Raw genomic sequence first — 17,015 nt, forward strand, 5'->3', positions numbered from 1 at the left:
TATGGTAGAAAACGGAGGTTAAATGTTAGTTACCACGCATGGCAGTCAGCATGCTACCATATACGTTATTGAGAGATGCCAGGTTACCGGTCAGCTTCGCCATTTCGTTCTTGAACTGCTGTGCATCACGGCTTGCGTCGGTCATGTTTTCCATCGCCGTTGTCAGGCTGCCGTAGAAAGCATTCATGGCTTTCAGGTGTTTGTTGGCATCCTGTAATTCAAGCTCATAAACGGCATTTAAAGCGCCCATATTCTTGGTCACTTTCTGGAATTGATCGCGGTAATCTTTCGCATCTGTAGTGGCATCGGCCATCGAATTCATAGCTGTGATAGCCACTCCATACGACTTATTCATTTCGCCGATCGATGTCGACGCTGATTTTACATTACGAGCATAGTCGTTGGTAGCTACCGTAGCGTCGGTCAGGTCGGTTAGTTTCGAGACCGTATCGTTCAGGTTGCGGAAGCCAGAACCAAGCCGTTCAAACACTTCAGGTGTCACTTTGGCCTGAGCCAGCATCTGATCCATGTTACCGGTCAATCCATTAGCCTGTGGGGTTGGCTTACGCGCTTCGCCCTTATAATCGTCGGCCAATTCCGGATATACCCGTTCCCATGCATAATCACTTGCCGAAGTGGTTGGGTTTGTGAAACTCTGAACGGCGTATAAAATAAAGATGACAACTTCGGTAAGAAGACCGGCCGTTAATAACCAGCCAAATTGTTCGTTGTGGGTAATTTTAGCCCATGCCCCGGCAATAACGACGGCGGCACCGGCACTATAAATGGTTGGTACTAAACGATCCCAAAAAAAATTCGTGGATTTTGCTGCTGCCATGACAAGCGATTTGGTTGGAATAGGTAAACTACTGTTGGGTTAAGATTACGGCGTCAGACCAGACACGAGTGATCTGAGCAATGATATACTATTTTAGCTCAAAGGCTGAATATCAGCGATGCTGATATTCAGCCTCTGAAACACGAAATTCTTTATGCTTTTTTAGGCTTCGCAGCTTTTTTACTACTCTTGCTGCCACCAACACGACCACCGCGTCCCGATGCGGCACGCCCTTCGAGGTTATCCATTACGCAACGGAAACCGATATATGAGCGTTTCTGATCTTCATACTCATAATAGCGAGTTCCTGTTTCCAGATAGTAGGCAATATCTTTCCATGAGCCGCCCCGTACAACTTTCCGTGGCTCATCTGCATTCTGATTGTCGGGGTTCATATCCCATACAATGGCGTTTGAGTTATCGGCATACGCATCCCGGCACCACTCGGCAACGTTTCCGGCCATGTTGTAAAGGCCATAATCGTTAGGGCTGTAAGCATTAGCCGGAGCAGTATACGGATAGCCATCGGCATCGAAATTACCACGCTGTGGTTTAAAGTTTGCCAGATAGCACCCTTTACCATTGGCTACGTAAGGGTTCCCCCAGGGATACTTAGCCCCGCTTTTACCGCCACGGGCTGCCCATTCCCACTCCGCTTCAGAAGGCAACCGGAAACCGAACGAACGGTAACCACCTTCTTTTGTCCGGAAGTCGTCCAATGTGTTTGTACGCCACTGACAGAAATGCTTAGCGGCAATCCAGCTTACCCCCACGACAGGATAGGTATCAAATGCAGGATGCGCATAATAATGCTCCAGCATTGGATCACCATTGTGGTAGGTAAAGTCGTTTTTCCACACGGTTGTATCCGGATAATATTTCGCCATAATTTCTTCTTCACCAAGGACCGATACAGAATCAGCCAACAGCGCGTTGACATACTGCCGGTATTCATGGTTCGAAATTTCGGCATCATCCATATAGAATGAGCTAATGGTAACCTGCCGGTTCATGTTGATCTGAGTAGCAGCGACATCTTCATCTGCCTGCCCCATGATAAACGAACCCGATGGAATCAGGACCATGCCATAAGGAGTTGGCTGTTTCCAACCTTTGCGGCCTGTGGCCGTAATTTCTCCATTGGTAATGCCTACTTCGCCACCTTTGCCGTCTTTACCACCAAATTTTGACTTAATAAAGCCGCAACCTTGCATCAGCAGAATCACCGCTGCGACCATTACCCCACGGGTTGCGTTGGCTGTAAACCATTTGTACTTCATCATTATAGGACTTTAAACCTTCTTCTTGTGCGAGACCAGACTAAAAACGAAAATCTGTTTGGTTATTGTATGTTGAAATTTCTTTACGCAGAATTTATTAAAACGTTGCTCAATTAATGCGTATTAATACTTTTTAACATAACCCCTTTCCGTTCAAAAATACGCAGCTATTTCTTAACTGCATAACAAGAATGCTGCCAAAATCAGAGTCTTTTTAATTCACCACATGAAACCTAAAACAATCCAACGTCATATTAGATTAGTACCGGAATCGTGGCGTCCGTATGATAGGTTTCTTGCGCGGGTCAGGAGCGGGTAGTGCATAAGCCAGCATAATCTCATGCGATGTTGCGCTTTTTACACTGGCTCCTGTTACCAGATCCAGCGAATACCCAATCCGTAATGCGTTGTTCCGCATTAGGTTAATTCCGGCCGTAACCATCACCGCATCCTGATACCGATACCCAACTCCGGCCCATATCCGATTGTCGTATGTACCTACAACGTTGACAGTGGCGGTTGAATTGCGAAGCCCTCCCTTTGTTGCATACTGAATCAGAATAGACGGTTGTATATCAATGTCATAACCCAGCCCCAACCGATACCCTGCACTCAGATATGCATTCGGATAGAGCGGACTGGTCGATCGGTCGGTACCAAGCGTATAGGAAGCCTGGTTCAGGTGATTTACACTAAGCCCAATCCAGTAGTCGGTTGTATTATAATAAACCCCAGCACCAATATCGGGTTTTGCCTGGCTGATCCGGCCAGTCGGAATGAGCGGATCGCCGGGTTCACTGGGGCGAAATTTGCCATAATCGTAGGACTTGTTAAATAAACCAGCCTGAACGCCTAAAGCCAGTGTACCATTTTTCAGGGCCAACCGATAGGCATACGAAACCTGAACGGACTGATTGGTAGTTGCAGCCAGTTTATCGTTAAAGGCATAAATACCAACTCCGCTTTTAATCCGGGCCAACGGCATATTGAACGAAACCAACTGGGTATTCTGCACGCCATCGTCATTACTTCCAATAGCCTGATAACCAAGATACTGTGTCCGCTGGGTCAATTGCAGCCGCGATACCCCCTCCGACCCAGCCGCGGCCGGGTTATAATAGAGTGGGTTATACATATACATGCTAAACTGAGGCTCCTGTTGGGCAAAAACCGACCGTGTAGCCAGCGTCAGCAATAAAAAAGCAAAAACGTAAACTGTGCGAATCATACAAGCAAATAGAAAGAAACCAATGCCAATGGTCTTTGGCCTATTACGACACGCATCGGCGAGTTCGTTGCAACTATGCAGTGCAGTTTACAAATAAACGCCGAAACTGCTACTTTATTGAACCAGAAAAAGAAAGGTTGGCTGCCGAAAAAAGGCACGAAAGCCCCATTTTCAACAACCAACCTTTCTTTAAAGCCAAGTGTTTACGAATTATTGGCTTTTTTAATGTACAAATCCAAAGCTCCTGTCATTGAAGGTGCATTGGGTAGCGGAGCTTCAATGTCGAGGGTAAGGCCAGCGTCGGTGACGGCTTTAGCCGTTGTTGGCCCAAAAGCGGCCATTCGTGTACCATTTTGCTTGAAATCGGGAAAGTTTGTCAGCAACGAACTCACCCCCGATGGGCTGAAAAAAGCAATGATATCGTAGCTCTGAATAGCCAGATCCGACAAATCAGTAGGTACTGTTTCATACATCACGGCTTCCGTGAAGTACAAACTGCTGGTATCCATAAATTCGGGAATGTCGTTCCGACGGATGTTAGAACAGGGAAACAGAAATTTCTCGTTCTTATGCTTCTTGATCAGATCGAATAATTCGGTAGCCGTTTTGTTGCCATTGAAGATTTTTCGCTTCCGAATCACAATATATTTCTGTAGGTAATTGGCCGTTTGCTCAGAAATACAGAAATATTTCATGTCGGCTGGTACTTCGATGCGCCCTTCCTGACAAATCCGGAAAAAATGATCAATTGCATTCCGGCTTGTGAAAATAATGGCCGTATGATCCAGAATGTTAATTTTCTGACGACGGAAGTCTTTATACGATACCCCTTGTATCTGAATAAAGGGCCGGAAATCAATCTGAATATTGTACTTGCTAACTAAATCAAAGTAAGGAGATTTTTCGTCGGCAGGGCGGGATTGGGTCACTAGCAGCCGGTTAACTTTGGTTAGCCGGTCTTCGGTGGATTGCATGCTGGTCTCGTTCATTGAATCTCAACTCGTTTCAATAGTCAGTTCTGCGCTTATGGTATGGTTTATCGTTGACCAGGCAACCAACCATAAACCACGAACTATAAACTTGAAACCACTCTCATAGCGCAAAACGAAGGCCGATGATGAGTGGAATCAATTCAACGATGCAAAGGTACGAAAATAAATAGAGATTCTTGATAGATTCCTGACTCCTGATGACAATGTAGAGGAAGGCAAGCCGCCCTGTATAGAAGATCAGAAGCGGAATCAGAAGCATGCTTTCCGACCAGATTGGTATGACTGTGTTATAAGCAATCACGACTAGCAACAGGGCTAGTATCGTGAAAAACAGCATAGAAGACTGAAGAACTTTGAAGAAATGAACGTTGATTATATTCTGTAGTTTATACAGACTTCCAATCACTTCCAGCGCCAGGTATTTGCCCATCAGTGCCACAAAAGAAATTCCGCTCAACACCATAAATTCCCATAACACAGATACCAGGTTTTGCTCGCCCAGCAGTTGCCGCGACACAAATACATCGAGGTTACGGCTTTGGACAAAGACGATCAGATAGGCCACAACAAAGCTCAGATTAACCACAAACAATATGTTTGTGCTGCTTAGTGGGCGATTTATTAGAAATGATTCCTCCTGGGCACGCAGGGAGAAAAAATCGCGCGGGCTATAGAAGCGCAAAAAAGCCCGATGATAGAACGAAAACAGAAAAGCATGGGTCGCCAGCAAAAACAGCAATCCAATGCTCAGAAAATTATCGTAGACCGAAAACGAGCGGGGCCGAACGCTCAGATTATCGTCACGTAGCACAACAGGCCGTTGGGTGGCCGATTTTGGGTAACCGATAAACAACCGTTTACCACTGATACCCGGTGCTCCGTAAATTGTCAGAAAAATTTCGGGCTGACGGTAAACCCGAAACAGACTATCGATGCTCAACACTGTCCACTGACCTGCCACAAGCTCCCGTTTCAGCGACGCATTGATAAAAAGATAGCCATTTTTTTGCGTACGAATCAGCAGATTATAGTGCCGGTTGCTTTCCAGATCAACATAAGCACTCAGAGCCGTTTGGTCGGCATGTTGCTCTGCAATGTAAGGCACGTAGGCTTTCGACGCGTCATCGTAAACCTGAAAATCATCCTGAAAATTATGAACAGGATAATACCGGTTTCCGGGCCCAATCCCTTCGACGCGAGACTGGCCAAAGGCTGTAAGAAAAAAAAAGAGCGAAAGAGCGAAAGTATGAAAGAGTGACATTATGTGTCGTTCTTTCATACTTTCGCTCTGATTCGGCGTCCCGATTTGCTCTTTCCACATTCGTTGCGGCACGCTTTTAAATCAATTTAAGTAATCAAGCAGAATTAAATCGGACTAACTGAGCAGAATACTCGCTGTAAATCAATTGGTTACCCACTAATTCACCGCACTGGCGGCCTGCTCAATCGCGAATTTGCTCATTTACTTATTTTCCTAATGCTTTCAGCATGGTATCGCCAATCAGAGCTGGCGATTCTACTACAAAAATACCACATTCGCGCATAATGGCCATTTTAGCGGCTGCCGTATCGTCAGCTCCACCCACAATAGCACCTGCGTGGCCCATTCGGCGACCTTTTGGCGCGGTCTGACCGGCAATAAAGCCAACTACGGGCTTCCGGTTGCCATCGGCTTTGATCCAGCGAGCGGCTTCGGCTTCCATGCCCCCACCAATTTCACCGATCATCACAATGGCTTCGGTTTCGGGATCGTTCATCAACAGTTCAACAGCCTGCTTGGTGGTTGTACCGATAATTGGATCGCCCCCGATGCCGATAGCAGTGCTCTGACCCAGGCCAGCCTTGGTTAACTGGTCAACAGCCTCATAGGTTAATGTACCTGATTTGGAAACGATACCGATCGTTCCTTTCTTGAAAATAAAGCCAGGCATGATACCTACTTTACATTCTTCGGCCGTCATAACACCCGGACAGTTAGGCCCTATCAGACGAACGTCTTTGTCGGAAAGGTAGTTTTTCACGGCTACCATATCCTCTGTCGGAATACCTTCCGTGATACAGATAATCACCTTAATACCCGCATCGGCGGCTTCCATGATGGCATCGCCCGCAAAGGCGGGTGGCACAAAAATAATGGAAACATCGGCACCGGTTTTTTCAACAGCTTGTTGAACGGTGTTAAATACGGGCCGGTCCAGGTGGCTCTGTCCACCCTTACCAGGCGTGACGCCCCCGACGACATTGGTACCATACTCAATCATCTGTTGGGCATGAAAACTGCCCTCCGAGCCAGTGAAGCCCTGGACGATAACTTTGGAGTCCTTGTTGACTAAAACACTCATGACGGTTAGTAAATCGTTGGCAATGCGGTTGATTCGACACAAAACTAATAGACGAAAGAATAAAGGCCCTTTTTAGAAGCCCTAATCTTCATTCTTTCGTCTATTCGCTTCGTGTCACTTAAAAAGTTGGGCAAAAGTAGCCGAATCTTCGTAAATTACGTGATGATTTTTTCACACATTCTCTCTGGCTCTATTCTGGCCGGGACGGGCGTAGGGGTGTTTTGGCATTTTTTTCAGGGGGTAAGCTTGTTCAACCGGCTCTTGTGGGGGTTCTTTTTGCTCACCACGTCACTTGCTGCATTAATTGGCGTTGTCCACTATGCGGGCAACGAATCGCTCGAACCATTGCACCGTTCGATGGTCATTTTATCAGATAGTTTGGGAGTTGTTTGCGCCGTTGTAGCCGTGTGGGGGCTCCTCCATCAGCGAATGTATTCGCTCTCTACATTTATTTCAACAGTATTGTTCGGGCTACTTGTGTTTGTTTTATTGCTGCTTCCCCAAGTGCGGATTTTTACCCCGGTAATTCCATCAATGGCCATTTTAATTCTGATGCTACTGGCCGTCTTCTCATTGCTTCAACGCAACAAACGAGGAATGTGGATTGTGCTGGCCGCCATGATGATGGGGCTGGCAACTAAAGCACAGTCGATCAATTCGTTTTTCCATCCTACCGATTTTTATCATTACGCCAGCGCATTGGCTCTCTGGTTTTTTGGCAAAGCCGCCGAACGATAGCACAGCATAATCTGTCAAAATCGGTTTTAACCAATTCAGGTCCGAATCAGTTACTAATCCACTAACGACAGCAACCGTGGATTTACTGGAACTGGCACACGACCCAATTAAGGCTGCCCACGCAGCCCGACTCGTGTATGTAACTGATAGCATGCCCGGCATAAGCCGTCGGCCAATGGGCGATCATTTCACGTATTTTGACGCGAAAGGTAGTTTAATCGACGATCCGGAAACCTTAAGACGTATTCAGAAAATGGCTCTGCCGCCCGCCTGGGAAAACGTCTGGATTAGCCCCAAACCCAATGGACATTTGCAGGCAACAGGGATCGACACCAGGCAGCGAAAACAATATCGGTATCATGTCAAATGGAATGCGATTCGGAGCGAGACCAAATTTTTTCGGCTGGTCGCCTTTGGCAAAGCCCTTCCAAAGTTGCGCAAACGCCTGAGCAGCGACTTAAAACAACGCACCCTCAGTCGCGAAAAAGTTGTTGCAATTGCACTGAGCGTTATGGAACAAACGCTGATTCGAATTGGCAATGCGGCTTACGAAAAAGAATATGGTTCGTATGGACTTACAACGCTTAAAAACCGGCACGTGAAACTGGCAGGTAATGAGATCCGGTTCAGTTTCAAAGGTAAAAAAGGCATTTATCACGACATTGCCCTGCACGACCGACGACTCATCAGGCTGGTGAAGGCTTGCCGCGCTATTCCGGGAAAAGAGCTATTTCAATACCTCGATGAAAATGGAAACCGTCATTCCATCGACTCGGGCATGGTTAACGACTATCTCCACGAAACCATGGGCGACGATTTCTCGGCTAAAGATTTTCGGACCTGGGCCGGTACTGTCAATGCCCTTCGGCTTCTGATCGACCTGCAACCCTGCGAATCGGAAAAAGAGCGCAAACGAAATGTCAATACAGTGCTCGACGAAGTATCGACACGCCTGGGCAATACGCGCACGGTCTGCCGTAAGCACTACGTTCATCCGCAGATTCTGGAAGCTTACGAATGCCAGGATTTAACTCCATACATAGAACACCGGAATCGCTTCCGGCAAACCAGCCCATACGGTCTCGATAGTGTTGAAAAACTACTGCTAAAGTTCCTGACCGATCAGGCTGAAAAGGTGGTGAAGAAGTGAGGTTTGGAGGAGATAGCTTTTTACCCTTTTAGTGGCTGTTGGTTTAAATTCTAACACCACGAAGCGACACCACTTGTGTATAATACGTGTTTCCGCTCTTATTTGTAATTGTTCTGGAAAGGCTAATTTCTTTTTCGTTAATCAGGTAAATACTCCCAGTTAAATCAGCATAAGGTACGGACCTATCAGCCACATAAATAGGACCATTTGTTTTGTGGCAGGCGAGGCCTGATAACGCATGTTCACTTCTCCATCGATTGATGTCTCATTGATCTGAATAGCTGTGCCAGTACCGAAAGTAGTAATTTGCAACTGACCTGAAACCTTTACTACTGACCGAATTTGGGGCGATTGTAGATACCCCTCCGTTGCATCGCTATGAGTAATCGTGCCACTAAACTGGTATGATCCAACAAAATCAGTAGGTTTGATAGCAGGGTTAGGGCTCTCTTTTGTTTGGCACGCTATAAGCCCAGCTAGCAGAAATAGTGCAATAATTACTTTCATAAAGTATCTGATCAGTAGTGTATTAATAAACATTAAGCCAAATAAAGAAATTCTAATTAACAATAAAACATATTTAGTAGCATTATTTTTCAACCTAGCTATTGCTTGATTGCGTTTAATCGATAGTAGCAGGTTTTATGAGCTTCAGAGTATTATACTGGAAAGATATATTTCCGCCACATTCTCAATGACCAAAACTGTATCGCAGACGAGTAACCGATGCAGTATAAATCACAAATGCCGCCAATGGCGGCATTTGTGATTCCGTATTAATGCTCAAACGTATTTACAAACCTAGTTCCTGAGTGATGGTGCTGCTCAATCGGAGCAACTCAATTTCGGCGGCTTTGGCACTGTACTCGGCTTCGATCAGACGTGTTTGTGCATCGATGGCATTGCGCTGTACATCCCGAAATTCAACGAACGTCGAGTTTCCGATTCGGTAGCGGTCATACGCAATATCGACGTTCTCGTTCGCCAATTGATTGTTTTGCACTTCCAGATTCAACAACTGCAAACTATTCTGATATGCCTGAAACGTCTGATCAAGAGCCTGTTGCAATACTAACCGTTGACTGTTTTCCTGATTCTGGGCGATAATGGTATTAACACGAGCATTCTGAATCTGGCGTTTCAGGTTAAAGCCATTAAAAATGGGAATAGAGGCTGTAACCGTATACGCTAACCCTCCTGTGCGACCGGTTGCCACACCAAATCCACCCTGGTTATCCTGCATCTGATAGCTATAGCCTGCCTGAGCCGTTACCAGGGGCAGTTGCTGAGCTGTAGCCAGTTTCACGTTCAGATCAGCAATTGTTCGGCTCAGCACAGCCGAAGCCAATAACGGGTTATTGGTCGCCATCGATTGCTGGAGCGATCCCAGTTCCAGCGAAGGGCGGGCAACAATGGTATCGCGAACGGCAAATTCGGTTAATGGATCGCGAACCAGCAGCGTATTCAACATTATTTTGGCATTGCGCAAAGCTTGTGCCTGCGAAAGCAGAGCGGCACTGTCGGTATTATAATCGACCTGAGCGCTCAGAAAATCGACTTTCGACCGCGTCCCAACTTCATAATTGGCCCGCGCCAGTTCAAGCCGTTCGCGCGAAATATCGAGTGCCTGACTAAACGCAATTAGTCGTTGCAATTGACGGACCACATCATAATAACCCGTGACAACACTGGCAACAGTAGCTTCGACATTAGCCCGTGTTGTTATAGACGCTATTTTCAGTAATTGCTGCAACTGATTATAGGTAGTTGAACGGGCATAGCCATTAAATACGGTATAGTTAAGCGTAGCATTCAGGTTTGTTGTCCGGTTAAAGATGCCATGACCTTCACGCGGGGCTGTTGCTCCGCCAATGTAAGTCTGACGAAAGTTTTGCAAGCTCCCATTCGATGTTCCTCCGGCCGTAAAGGAAGGCAGATAACCTGCATTTCCTTTTGTGTAGTTATTGCGGGCAATTTCTTCCTGCGATCGATTGATTTGAACCTGATAGTTTTTGTTGACTGCCTGACTCACAGCCTGCGAAAGCGTCAGCACCTCACCGGGTTGCGGAATAGTTGCAATTGTGTAGGACCGCTGCAATGCACGCTGGATGGGGTTTTGAGGTTGTTGAGCGAAGGCCGGAACTGAGAGGCAGAGTAAAAGAATCCTGCTAAGGAGCTTCATTGATTTAAAGTTGACAACGACAATTAAGGCAAAAATACAAGAATCTATGATTAGCTGGTTGACTTATCAACTTTCTATTAATTTGCATTTTCCCAAACGATATTTTATGAAACGCCCTCTTTTAGTAATTTTTACTCTGTTGGCACTAGCCGGGTGCACCTCAAAAAAAAAGGCAGATCTGCTCATCACAAACGCTCATATTTATACTGCTGATTCAAGCTTTTCGACCGCCGATGCTTTTGTTATTAAAGACGGTAAATTTCTGGCTGTTGGCTCCACAAAAGCCTTAACCGAACAGTATGATGCCGATAGCACCGCCGACCTCAAAGGCCTGCCGGTTTATCCGGGTTTCTACGACCCGCACGCCCACTTTCTGGGGCTAGGTCAGGTGCTGGACCAGGCCGATCTGGTCGGTGCCGAATCGTACGATGAAGTACTCGAACGGCTGAAGGCCTTTTATCAGAAAAATCCAAAAGTGCTATGGCTCACCGGGCGTGGCTGGGATCAGAATGACTGGCCGACAAAAACCTTCCCAACCAAAGAAAAACTGGATGCAGCATTTCCAAACGTACCAGTAGCACTGATGCGGGTCGATGGTCATGCCTTACTGGTAAACTCGAAAGCCTTACGCCTGGCCCAAATAACAGCCGGATCGAAACTGGCGGGTGGCGAAGTTGTTCTTCAAAATGGGCAGCCAACGGGTGTATTGGTCGATAATGCGATGCAACTGATCCGGCGCGTACTTCCCCAGCCCAACAAGGCCGACAAAGCCCGGATGCTTCGAGCAGCCGAAAAAGTCTGCGTTTCATACGGCCTGACCACCATTTCCGACGCCGGTATCAGCCCCGACGAAATTAACCTCATCGACAGCCTGCACAAAGCGGGCCAGCTAAAAATTCGGGATTATGCTATGATTAGCCTTGGCGAACCTAACCTGAACTACTTTCTGAAACGAGGCCCATTCCAGACCGATCGCCTAACGGTTCGTTCATTTAAACTCTATGCCGATGGAGCATTAGGCTCACGGGGTGCCTGTCTGCGTCGCCCCTACAGCGACCGACCCGAAACCGGCGGTTTTCTGCTCTTAAGCCCATCTGAGCTGGAACGCGTCAGCAAGCTACTATACAACTCTGAATTTCAAGCCAATACGCATTGTATAGGCGATTCGGCAAACCACCTGATGCTCGATCTCTATGGAAAGCTGCTGAAAGGACATAACGATCGTCGCTGGCGGATCGAGCACGCACAGGTTGTGTCGCCGGAGGATGTCCATAAGTTTGGCCAATATTCCATAATTCCATCTGTGCAACCGACCCATGCCACCTCCGATATGTACTGGGCTGGCGACCGCCTGGGGCCCATTCGGGTAAAGGGGGCGTATGCATTTAACGATCTGATGAAACAAAACAAGTTAATCGCTTTTGGCAGCGACTTTCCGGTAGAAGCCGTCAATCCGTTATTCGGATTCCATGCGGCCGTTGCCCGGCAGGATGCCAAAAACTATCCGGCAGGCGGCTATCAAATGGAAAATGCCGTCGACCGCAAATCGGCCTTGCTGGCCATGACACGCTGGGCTGCTTATGCGTGTTTCGAAGACAATTTGAGAGGTTGCATTGCACCGGGGAAACAAGCCGATTTTGTTGTCCTTGATCGCGACATTATGACCGTTCCGAACCCTGAACTTCGCCAGACAAAAGTGAAGCAAACCTGGATCGGGGGCGAACGGGTTTACTAAGTATAATTCAACATGAGCCCAGATAAACCACACGAGAAATTTTTTAAAGAAACTTTTTCGGGAACCGATATTGCAGGCGATTTCCTGCAGGCCTATTTACCAGAATCGGTTTGATCGGATGTCGATATGAATTCATTGCAATAGGAGGCTGATTCATATGTTTCCCTCAACAGGGCCAGTTCATTGACTACTCCTGAAGTAATTCGTATTTTCACTAACCTTTCAACACAAGCCGGAACAATAGCGATGTCAGCAGCACAAAAACTATTTAACGAAGGCATTGAACAGGGTATCGAACAGAACATTGAAAAAGGCATTCGGGGTATGTTGAAACTGGGTATGAATGCTTCTACGATTGCGGCTGCCTTCGAAATGCCACAGGAACAAGTCGAATTATTGATTAAGAAAATAAAACGCGAAGCGCCTGTTCAGCGAGTTGCATTTTATACAACTCGCTGAATATCATATATCATTTTATTGAACATAAGCTGATCGCCCGCCAACCGACCGGCCAAAGCCACCCCAATCGGCGATACTGGCGATACTGCAAATACCTCGGTTTTATTAACAGACAGTTTTCCGGCGCTGATACTGATAAAAAACACTCCCCGATTCGTCGTAACCAGGCTTCCTGGCTGAACTGTCGTGTACTCTTTTTCCGTATTAATGCGGTTTAACTCCTGCTCTAGCATCAGAGCGGCATCGAGTTGTTGGGCATAGCGATCCCGTTCGATCTGGGCCATTGCCCGGCCCGTTTCATATTTATCGCCTGCGCTACTTTTCGACTCCGAGTTTGCTGACTCCTGAGCCGCTTCCATAGCCTGCCGGGAAGTTTCTATTCGTTGCTGAACGTAAGCTCTACATTGCTCCATCAGCTTGCCTTTGAGGTTCACCAGTTCAATCAATCGTTAGGTAGAGTACTTGGGAACATGCCCCTACAGGTTTTTCTTTTTCATTTCGCTAACGGCATAGTTAGCTGCCCGTGCTGTCAGGGCCATAAACGTAATCGACGGATTTTGGGTGCCGGTTGAAGTCATAGCGGCCCCATCGGTCACAAATATATTTTTTACTGCATGAAGCTGGTTTTGTGCGTTAAGCATCGACGTTTTCGGATCGCGACCCATTCTTGCACCACCCATTTCGTGAATATCCAGCCCCGGATTTCGATGATCGTCGTAAGGTCGGATGTTCTTACAACCCGATTTCTCCAACATCTCAGCGCCCTGCGCCAGAAAATCGTTCATCGATTTAAGGTCATTGTCGGTATAATCAATCGACGTGATAAGCTGCGGTATTCCGTAAGGGTCTTTCTTGTCGGTGCTTAACCGCACGTGATTGTCATAGCGTGGAATGGTTTCGCCCTGCATCATCATAAACACATGCCAGTTGCCGGGGCTACTGAGCTTGTCTTTAAATTCGGCTCCAAACCCATCCTCTCCCGCTCCGCGTTGCCAACCCGACCGAGCTGCACTGAATGCCACCATGTAACCGCGCAAAAAATCGGTTTCCTGTTTGCGGACATTTCGAAAATTAGGCATAAATGCCGTAGTGGGCCGTCGGCCGTAGTAATACCCATCGGCAAAACCCTCGTAGTCGGCAACGATATTACCACGGTAATTATGGAAAGCCACATACCGCCCCAACACACCGCTATCGTTACCCAAGCCATTCGGAAAACGTCGGGATGTCGAGTTGAGAAGAATCAAATTGGTGTTCAGACAAGCGGCATTGACGAAAATAATGCGGGCATAATATTCTGTTGTTTGGTTGGTATGCGTATCCACAACGCGCACACCTGTAGCTTTGCCTTTCTGCTCATCATAGATGATGGAATGCACCACCGAATCGGGACGTAAGGTCAGATTACCGGTTTTGGCCGCCCACGGAATCGTCGATGAATTACTGCTGAAATAACCGCCGTAGGGGCAACCGCGATAGCACAGATGCCGCGCCTGACACTGCGCCCGTCCCTGATCGTAATGAATCTGCTTTGGCGTGGTCAGGTGGGCACAACGACCGATAATGACGTGGCGATCCTGATAAGCTTCGGCCACGCGCTTTTGAATATGTTTTTCAACGCAGTTCAGTGCCCAGGGTTTTAGAAACTCGCCATCGGGCAGTGTTTCCAGCCCGTCTTTGTTACCGCTTATGCCAACAAACTTTTCGACATAGCTATACCACGGAGCAATATCGTCGTACCGAATAGGCCAGTCGATAACTGCACCATCGCGGGCGTTGGCTTCAAAATCGAACCGGCTCCACCGCTGCGTCTGCCGTGCCCAGATGAGCGATTTGCCACCCACCTGGTAGCCCCTGATCCAATCAAACGGTTTTTCCTGCACATACGGATGTTCGGCATCTTTCACGAAAAACTGTTGCGTGGCTTCGTCGAGCGCGTAGCATTTGGTAGCAATCGGGTTTTCGTGGTCAAATGCTTCGGGCATTCGGTTGCGGTGCTGAAACTCCCAGGGGTTCAGCGTAGCCGTTGGGTAATCGGTAATGTGACGTACGTCGCGCCCGCGTTCCAGAACAAGCGTTTTCAGTCCTTTTTCACACAACTCTTTAGCTGCCCAACCTCCGCTAATACCCGACCCAATCACAATTGCGTCGTAGGTTTGGGCCGCTTTGGCATCACCAGTGATGTTCATTTAATAAGCCATTTTAGAATTGCGATATTAATAACAATTCGCCCATACCCCAAAAACCACTCAATATCCCACCGTTTTAATAGATTTCTTCAAACAACCAGCGTTGCTTTGGGCTTAACACAAGAAAGTACAACCAAAACAACGTTATGGAATCGAAAATCCCTCCTCAACACCAGGATGTGCAGCCAGGCATTCAGGCCGAACTGACTCCGCAACCGAAAATAATCCGATACAACTATCGGGGCAGTAACAAACTGAACGGTAAAGTAGCGCTTATTACAGGGGGCGACAGTGGCATTGGGCAGGCCGTAGCTGTTCATTTTGCCCGCGAAGGGGCCAATGTGGCTATCGTGTATACCGAGCGCGAAGAAGTTGATGCTCAAAAAACAAAGGAGCTTGTAGAAGCCGAAGGCCGACAGATTCTGCTACTCTCCGGCGATCTGAAAAAACCGGAATTCTGCGAGCAGGTGGTCGCAAAAACGGTGGAGACGTTCGGGAAACTCAACATAGTAGTCAACAACGCCGGACTTCAGCTTCAGCATAAAGTTTTCGAAGAAATGCAGGACGAAGATCTGGTCAGTACCTTCGAGACAAACATCTATTCGTTCTTTCGGGTAACAAAAGCTGCTCTGCCACATCTGCACGAAGGCGACAGCATTATCAATACAACCTCGGTTACGGCCTATCAGGGACGTGCCGATTTGCCCGAATACTCGTCGACCAAAGGTGCTATTATGGCCTTCACGCGGGCTTTATCGACCAATCTGGCCAGAAAAAAAATCCGTGTTAATGGTGTAGCACCGGGACCCATCTGGACTCCGCTTAATCCGGCATCGGTTTCGGCCAAAGAAGTAGCCAGTTTTGGCAAGGATGTTCCCATGAAACGCCCCGGTCAACCCAGCGAAGTAGCCCCAGCTTACGTCTATCTGGCATCCGACGACGCTTCCTACGTAACAGGTCAGGTTATTCACCCCAATGGTGGCACAATCATAAACGCCTAGCAATTAATAATTCCTATGGTACAAATGGAAATGGAAACCCCGGCGCAGCAACAGGATGTTCAGCCGGGCATCGAAGCCGATATGACCCCACAGCCAATCTACATCCGCGACGATTATCAGGGGTCGGGCAAATTAAATGAGAAAATAGCGCTCATTACCGGGGGCGATAGCGGTATTGGACGGGCAGTAGCCGTTCATTTTGCCCGCGAAGGAGCCGACGTAGCTATTATCTATCATCCCCGAGAGGAAGAAGATGCTCAGAAAACGAAAAGGTTAATCGAAACCGAAGAACAACGCTGTCTGCTTATTGCAGGCGATCTGCGAAAACTATCATTTATCCGAGAAGCCGTTGGCCAGGTGATCAGCACGTTTAACCGGGTGAATATTCTGGTGAACAATGCAGCAGTGCAATATCCGCAGAAAGAACTTACCGACATCCGCGATGATGATATGGTAGCTACCTTCGAGACCAACATTCTGTCGATGTTCAGGCTAACCAAAGAAGTGTTACCACATATGGGTGCATACGATAGCATCATCAATACAACATCGATTACGTCGTATCGTGGTAGCGAAAGTTTGCTGGATTATTCGTCAACCAAGGGAGCTATAACGGCCTTCACTCGATCGCTGTCGCAGCACTTGGTCGAGCGTACCATTCGGGTCAATGCTGTAGCACCGGGACCCATCTGGACTCCGCTCATTGTGGCATCGTTCGATCCGGAAAAAGTGGAAAACTTCGGCAAGGATACACCGATGGAACGCGCCGGGCAACCGGCCGAAGTAGCCCCAGCCTATGTTTTTCTGGCTTCCGAAGACGCTTCGTACATAACCGGGCAGGTGATGCACGTAAACGGTGGCACGGTGATCAATTCATAAAC

At 47.6% G+C, this 17,015-nt stretch carries 16 protein-coding genes; 6 read left to right on the forward strand and 10 right to left on the reverse strand.

From position 1 onward, the window contains the following. Positions 1-25: 25 nt before the first annotated feature. The 6 genes from gldL to sucD all read right to left on the reverse strand — a co-directional run bounded on the left by gldL (position 26) and on the right by sucD (position 6,680). Entirely contained in the window at positions 26-838 is an 813-nt protein-coding gene (gene gldL / locus WBJ53_RS26920; RefSeq protein WP_338872029.1) for a gliding motility protein GldL, read from the reverse strand. A 152-nt stretch (positions 839-990) separates the two neighbouring features. Then, a complete protein-coding gene (locus tag WBJ53_RS26925) occupies positions 991-2,121 on the reverse strand; it encodes an SUMF1/EgtB/PvdO family nonheme iron enzyme (protein WP_338872031.1) in 1,131 nt (376 codons plus the stop codon). A 256-nt stretch (positions 2,122-2,377) separates the two neighbouring features. Then, on the reverse strand, positions 2,378-3,346 hold the full coding sequence (locus WBJ53_RS26930) for a type IX secretion system membrane protein PorP/SprF (protein ID WP_338872033.1): 969 nt from the start codon (positions 3,344-3,346) through the stop codon (positions 2,378-2,380). A 203-nt stretch (positions 3,347-3,549) separates the two neighbouring features. Beyond that, complete coding sequence (locus WBJ53_RS26935) at positions 3,550-4,335, reverse strand: uroporphyrinogen-III synthase (RefSeq protein WP_338872035.1); 786 nt, start codon at positions 4,333-4,335, stop codon at positions 3,550-3,552. Positions 4,336-4,438: 103 nt separating this feature from the next. After that, positions 4,439-5,599, reverse strand: coding sequence for a DUF4271 domain-containing protein (locus WBJ53_RS26940; protein WP_338872037.1), 1,161 nt, complete (start codon positions 5,597-5,599; stop codon positions 4,439-4,441). A gap of 205 nt (positions 5,600-5,804) precedes the next feature. Beyond that, positions 5,805-6,680 (reverse strand): succinate--CoA ligase subunit alpha, encoded by an 876-nt coding sequence (gene sucD, locus WBJ53_RS26945; RefSeq protein WP_338872039.1) that lies wholly within the window; start codon positions 6,678-6,680, stop codon positions 5,805-5,807. 162 nt (positions 6,681-6,842) lie between these two features. Between sucD and WBJ53_RS26950 the strand changes: the two genes are divergently transcribed. Together WBJ53_RS26950 and WBJ53_RS26955 are read left to right on the forward strand one after the other, a co-directional pair. Further along, positions 6,843-7,418 (forward strand): hypothetical protein, encoded by a 576-nt coding sequence (locus tag WBJ53_RS26950; RefSeq protein ID WP_338872041.1) that lies wholly within the window; start codon positions 6,843-6,845, stop codon positions 7,416-7,418. A gap of 76 nt (positions 7,419-7,494) precedes the next feature. After that, positions 7,495-8,568 carry a DNA topoisomerase IB gene (locus WBJ53_RS26955; protein WP_338872043.1) on the forward strand — a complete coding sequence of 358 codons (1,074 nt, stop codon included), beginning with the start codon at positions 7,495-7,497 and terminating at the stop codon, positions 8,566-8,568. Between the two features lie 159 nt (positions 8,569-8,727). Here WBJ53_RS26955 and WBJ53_RS26960 read toward each other — a convergent pair whose 3' ends face one another. After that, positions 8,728-9,075, reverse strand: coding sequence for a hypothetical protein (locus WBJ53_RS26960; RefSeq protein ID WP_338872045.1), 348 nt, complete (start codon positions 9,073-9,075; stop codon positions 8,728-8,730). A 286-nt stretch (positions 9,076-9,361) separates the two neighbouring features. Next, positions 9,362-10,750 (reverse strand): TolC family protein, encoded by a 1,389-nt coding sequence (locus WBJ53_RS26965; RefSeq protein WP_338872047.1) that lies wholly within the window; start codon positions 10,748-10,750, stop codon positions 9,362-9,364. A 106-nt stretch (positions 10,751-10,856) separates the two neighbouring features. Between WBJ53_RS26965 and WBJ53_RS26970 the strand changes: the two genes are divergently transcribed. Both WBJ53_RS26970 and WBJ53_RS26975 read left to right on the forward strand, forming a co-directional pair. Beyond that, the gene (locus WBJ53_RS26970) at positions 10,857-12,485 is read left to right on the forward strand and encodes an amidohydrolase family protein (RefSeq protein WP_338872049.1); all 1,629 of its coding nucleotides are present in this window, start codon (positions 10,857-10,859) and stop codon (positions 12,483-12,485) included. Positions 12,486-12,731: 246 nt separating this feature from the next. Next, positions 12,732-12,944, forward strand: a complete 213-nt coding sequence (locus tag WBJ53_RS26975) for a hypothetical protein (RefSeq protein WP_338872051.1) — start codon at positions 12,732-12,734, stop codon at positions 12,942-12,944. Here WBJ53_RS26975 and WBJ53_RS26980 read toward each other — a convergent pair. Together WBJ53_RS26980 and WBJ53_RS26985 are read right to left on the reverse strand one after the other, a co-directional pair. Next, on the reverse strand, positions 12,929-13,390 hold the full coding sequence (locus WBJ53_RS26980; RefSeq protein ID WP_338872053.1) for a 3-oxoacyl-ACP synthase: 462 nt from the start codon (positions 13,388-13,390) through the stop codon (positions 12,929-12,931). The two genes, WBJ53_RS26975 and WBJ53_RS26980, sit on opposite strands and share 16 nt — an antisense overlap. 30 nt (positions 13,391-13,420) lie before the next feature. Then, a complete protein-coding gene (locus WBJ53_RS26985) occupies positions 13,421-15,133 on the reverse strand; it encodes a GMC family oxidoreductase (protein ID WP_338872055.1) in 1,713 nt (570 codons plus the stop codon). A gap of 146 nt (positions 15,134-15,279) precedes the next feature. Between WBJ53_RS26985 and WBJ53_RS26990 the strand changes: the two genes are divergently transcribed. Together WBJ53_RS26990 and WBJ53_RS26995 are read left to right on the forward strand one after the other, a co-directional pair. Beyond that, positions 15,280-16,134: an SDR family oxidoreductase gene (locus WBJ53_RS26990; RefSeq protein ID WP_338872057.1), complete on the forward strand. Its 855-nt coding sequence runs from the start codon at positions 15,280-15,282 to the stop codon at positions 16,132-16,134. Positions 16,135-16,149: 15 nt separating this feature from the next. Further along, positions 16,150-17,013, forward strand: coding sequence for an SDR family oxidoreductase (locus WBJ53_RS26995; protein ID WP_338872059.1), 864 nt, complete (start codon positions 16,150-16,152; stop codon positions 17,011-17,013). Positions 17,014-17,015 lie beyond the last annotated feature (2 nt).

The sequence above is a fragment of the Spirosoma sp. SC4-14 genome (assembly GCF_037201965.1).
Taxonomy (GTDB): Bacteria; Bacteroidota; Bacteroidia; order Cytophagales; family Spirosomataceae; genus Spirosoma.

Coding starts and splice junctions, on each gene's coding strand:
- WBJ53_RS26960 (WP_338872045.1), bottom strand. CDS start 9,075: ATGAAAGTAATTATTGCACTATTTCTGCTAGCTGGGCTTATAGCGTGC.
- WBJ53_RS26990 (WP_338872057.1), top strand. CDS start 15,280: ATGGAATCGAAAATCCCTCCTCAACACCAGGATGTGCAGCCAGGCATT.
- WBJ53_RS26995 (WP_338872059.1), top strand. CDS start 16,150: ATGGTACAAATGGAAATGGAAACCCCGGCGCAGCAACAGGATGTTCAG.
- WBJ53_RS26970 (WP_338872049.1), top strand. CDS start 10,857: ATGAAACGCCCTCTTTTAGTAATTTTTACTCTGTTGGCACTAGCCGGG.
- WBJ53_RS26975 (WP_338872051.1), top strand. CDS start 12,732: ATGTCAGCAGCACAAAAACTATTTAACGAAGGCATTGAACAGGGTATC.
- WBJ53_RS26935 (WP_338872035.1), bottom strand. CDS start 4,335: ATGAACGAGACCAGCATGCAATCCACCGAAGACCGGCTAACCAAAGTT.
- gldL (WP_338872029.1), bottom strand. CDS start 838: ATGGCAGCAGCAAAATCCACGAATTTTTTTTGGGATCGTTTAGTACCA.
- WBJ53_RS26985 (WP_338872055.1), bottom strand. CDS start 15,133: ATGAACATCACTGGTGATGCCAAAGCGGCCCAAACCTACGACGCAATT.
- sucD (WP_338872039.1), bottom strand. CDS start 6,680: ATGAGTGTTTTAGTCAACAAGGACTCCAAAGTTATCGTCCAGGGCTTC.
- WBJ53_RS26940 (WP_338872037.1), bottom strand. CDS start 5,599: ATGTCACTCTTTCATACTTTCGCTCTTTCGCTCTTTTTTTTTCTTACA.
- WBJ53_RS26965 (WP_338872047.1), bottom strand. CDS start 10,750: ATGAAGCTCCTTAGCAGGATTCTTTTACTCTGCCTCTCAGTTCCGGCC.
- WBJ53_RS26950 (WP_338872041.1), top strand. CDS start 6,843: ATGATTTTTTCACACATTCTCTCTGGCTCTATTCTGGCCGGGACGGGC.
- WBJ53_RS26925 (WP_338872031.1), bottom strand. CDS start 2,121: ATGATGAAGTACAAATGGTTTACAGCCAACGCAACCCGTGGGGTAATG.
- WBJ53_RS26930 (WP_338872033.1), bottom strand. CDS start 3,346: ATGATTCGCACAGTTTACGTTTTTGCTTTTTTATTGCTGACGCTGGCT.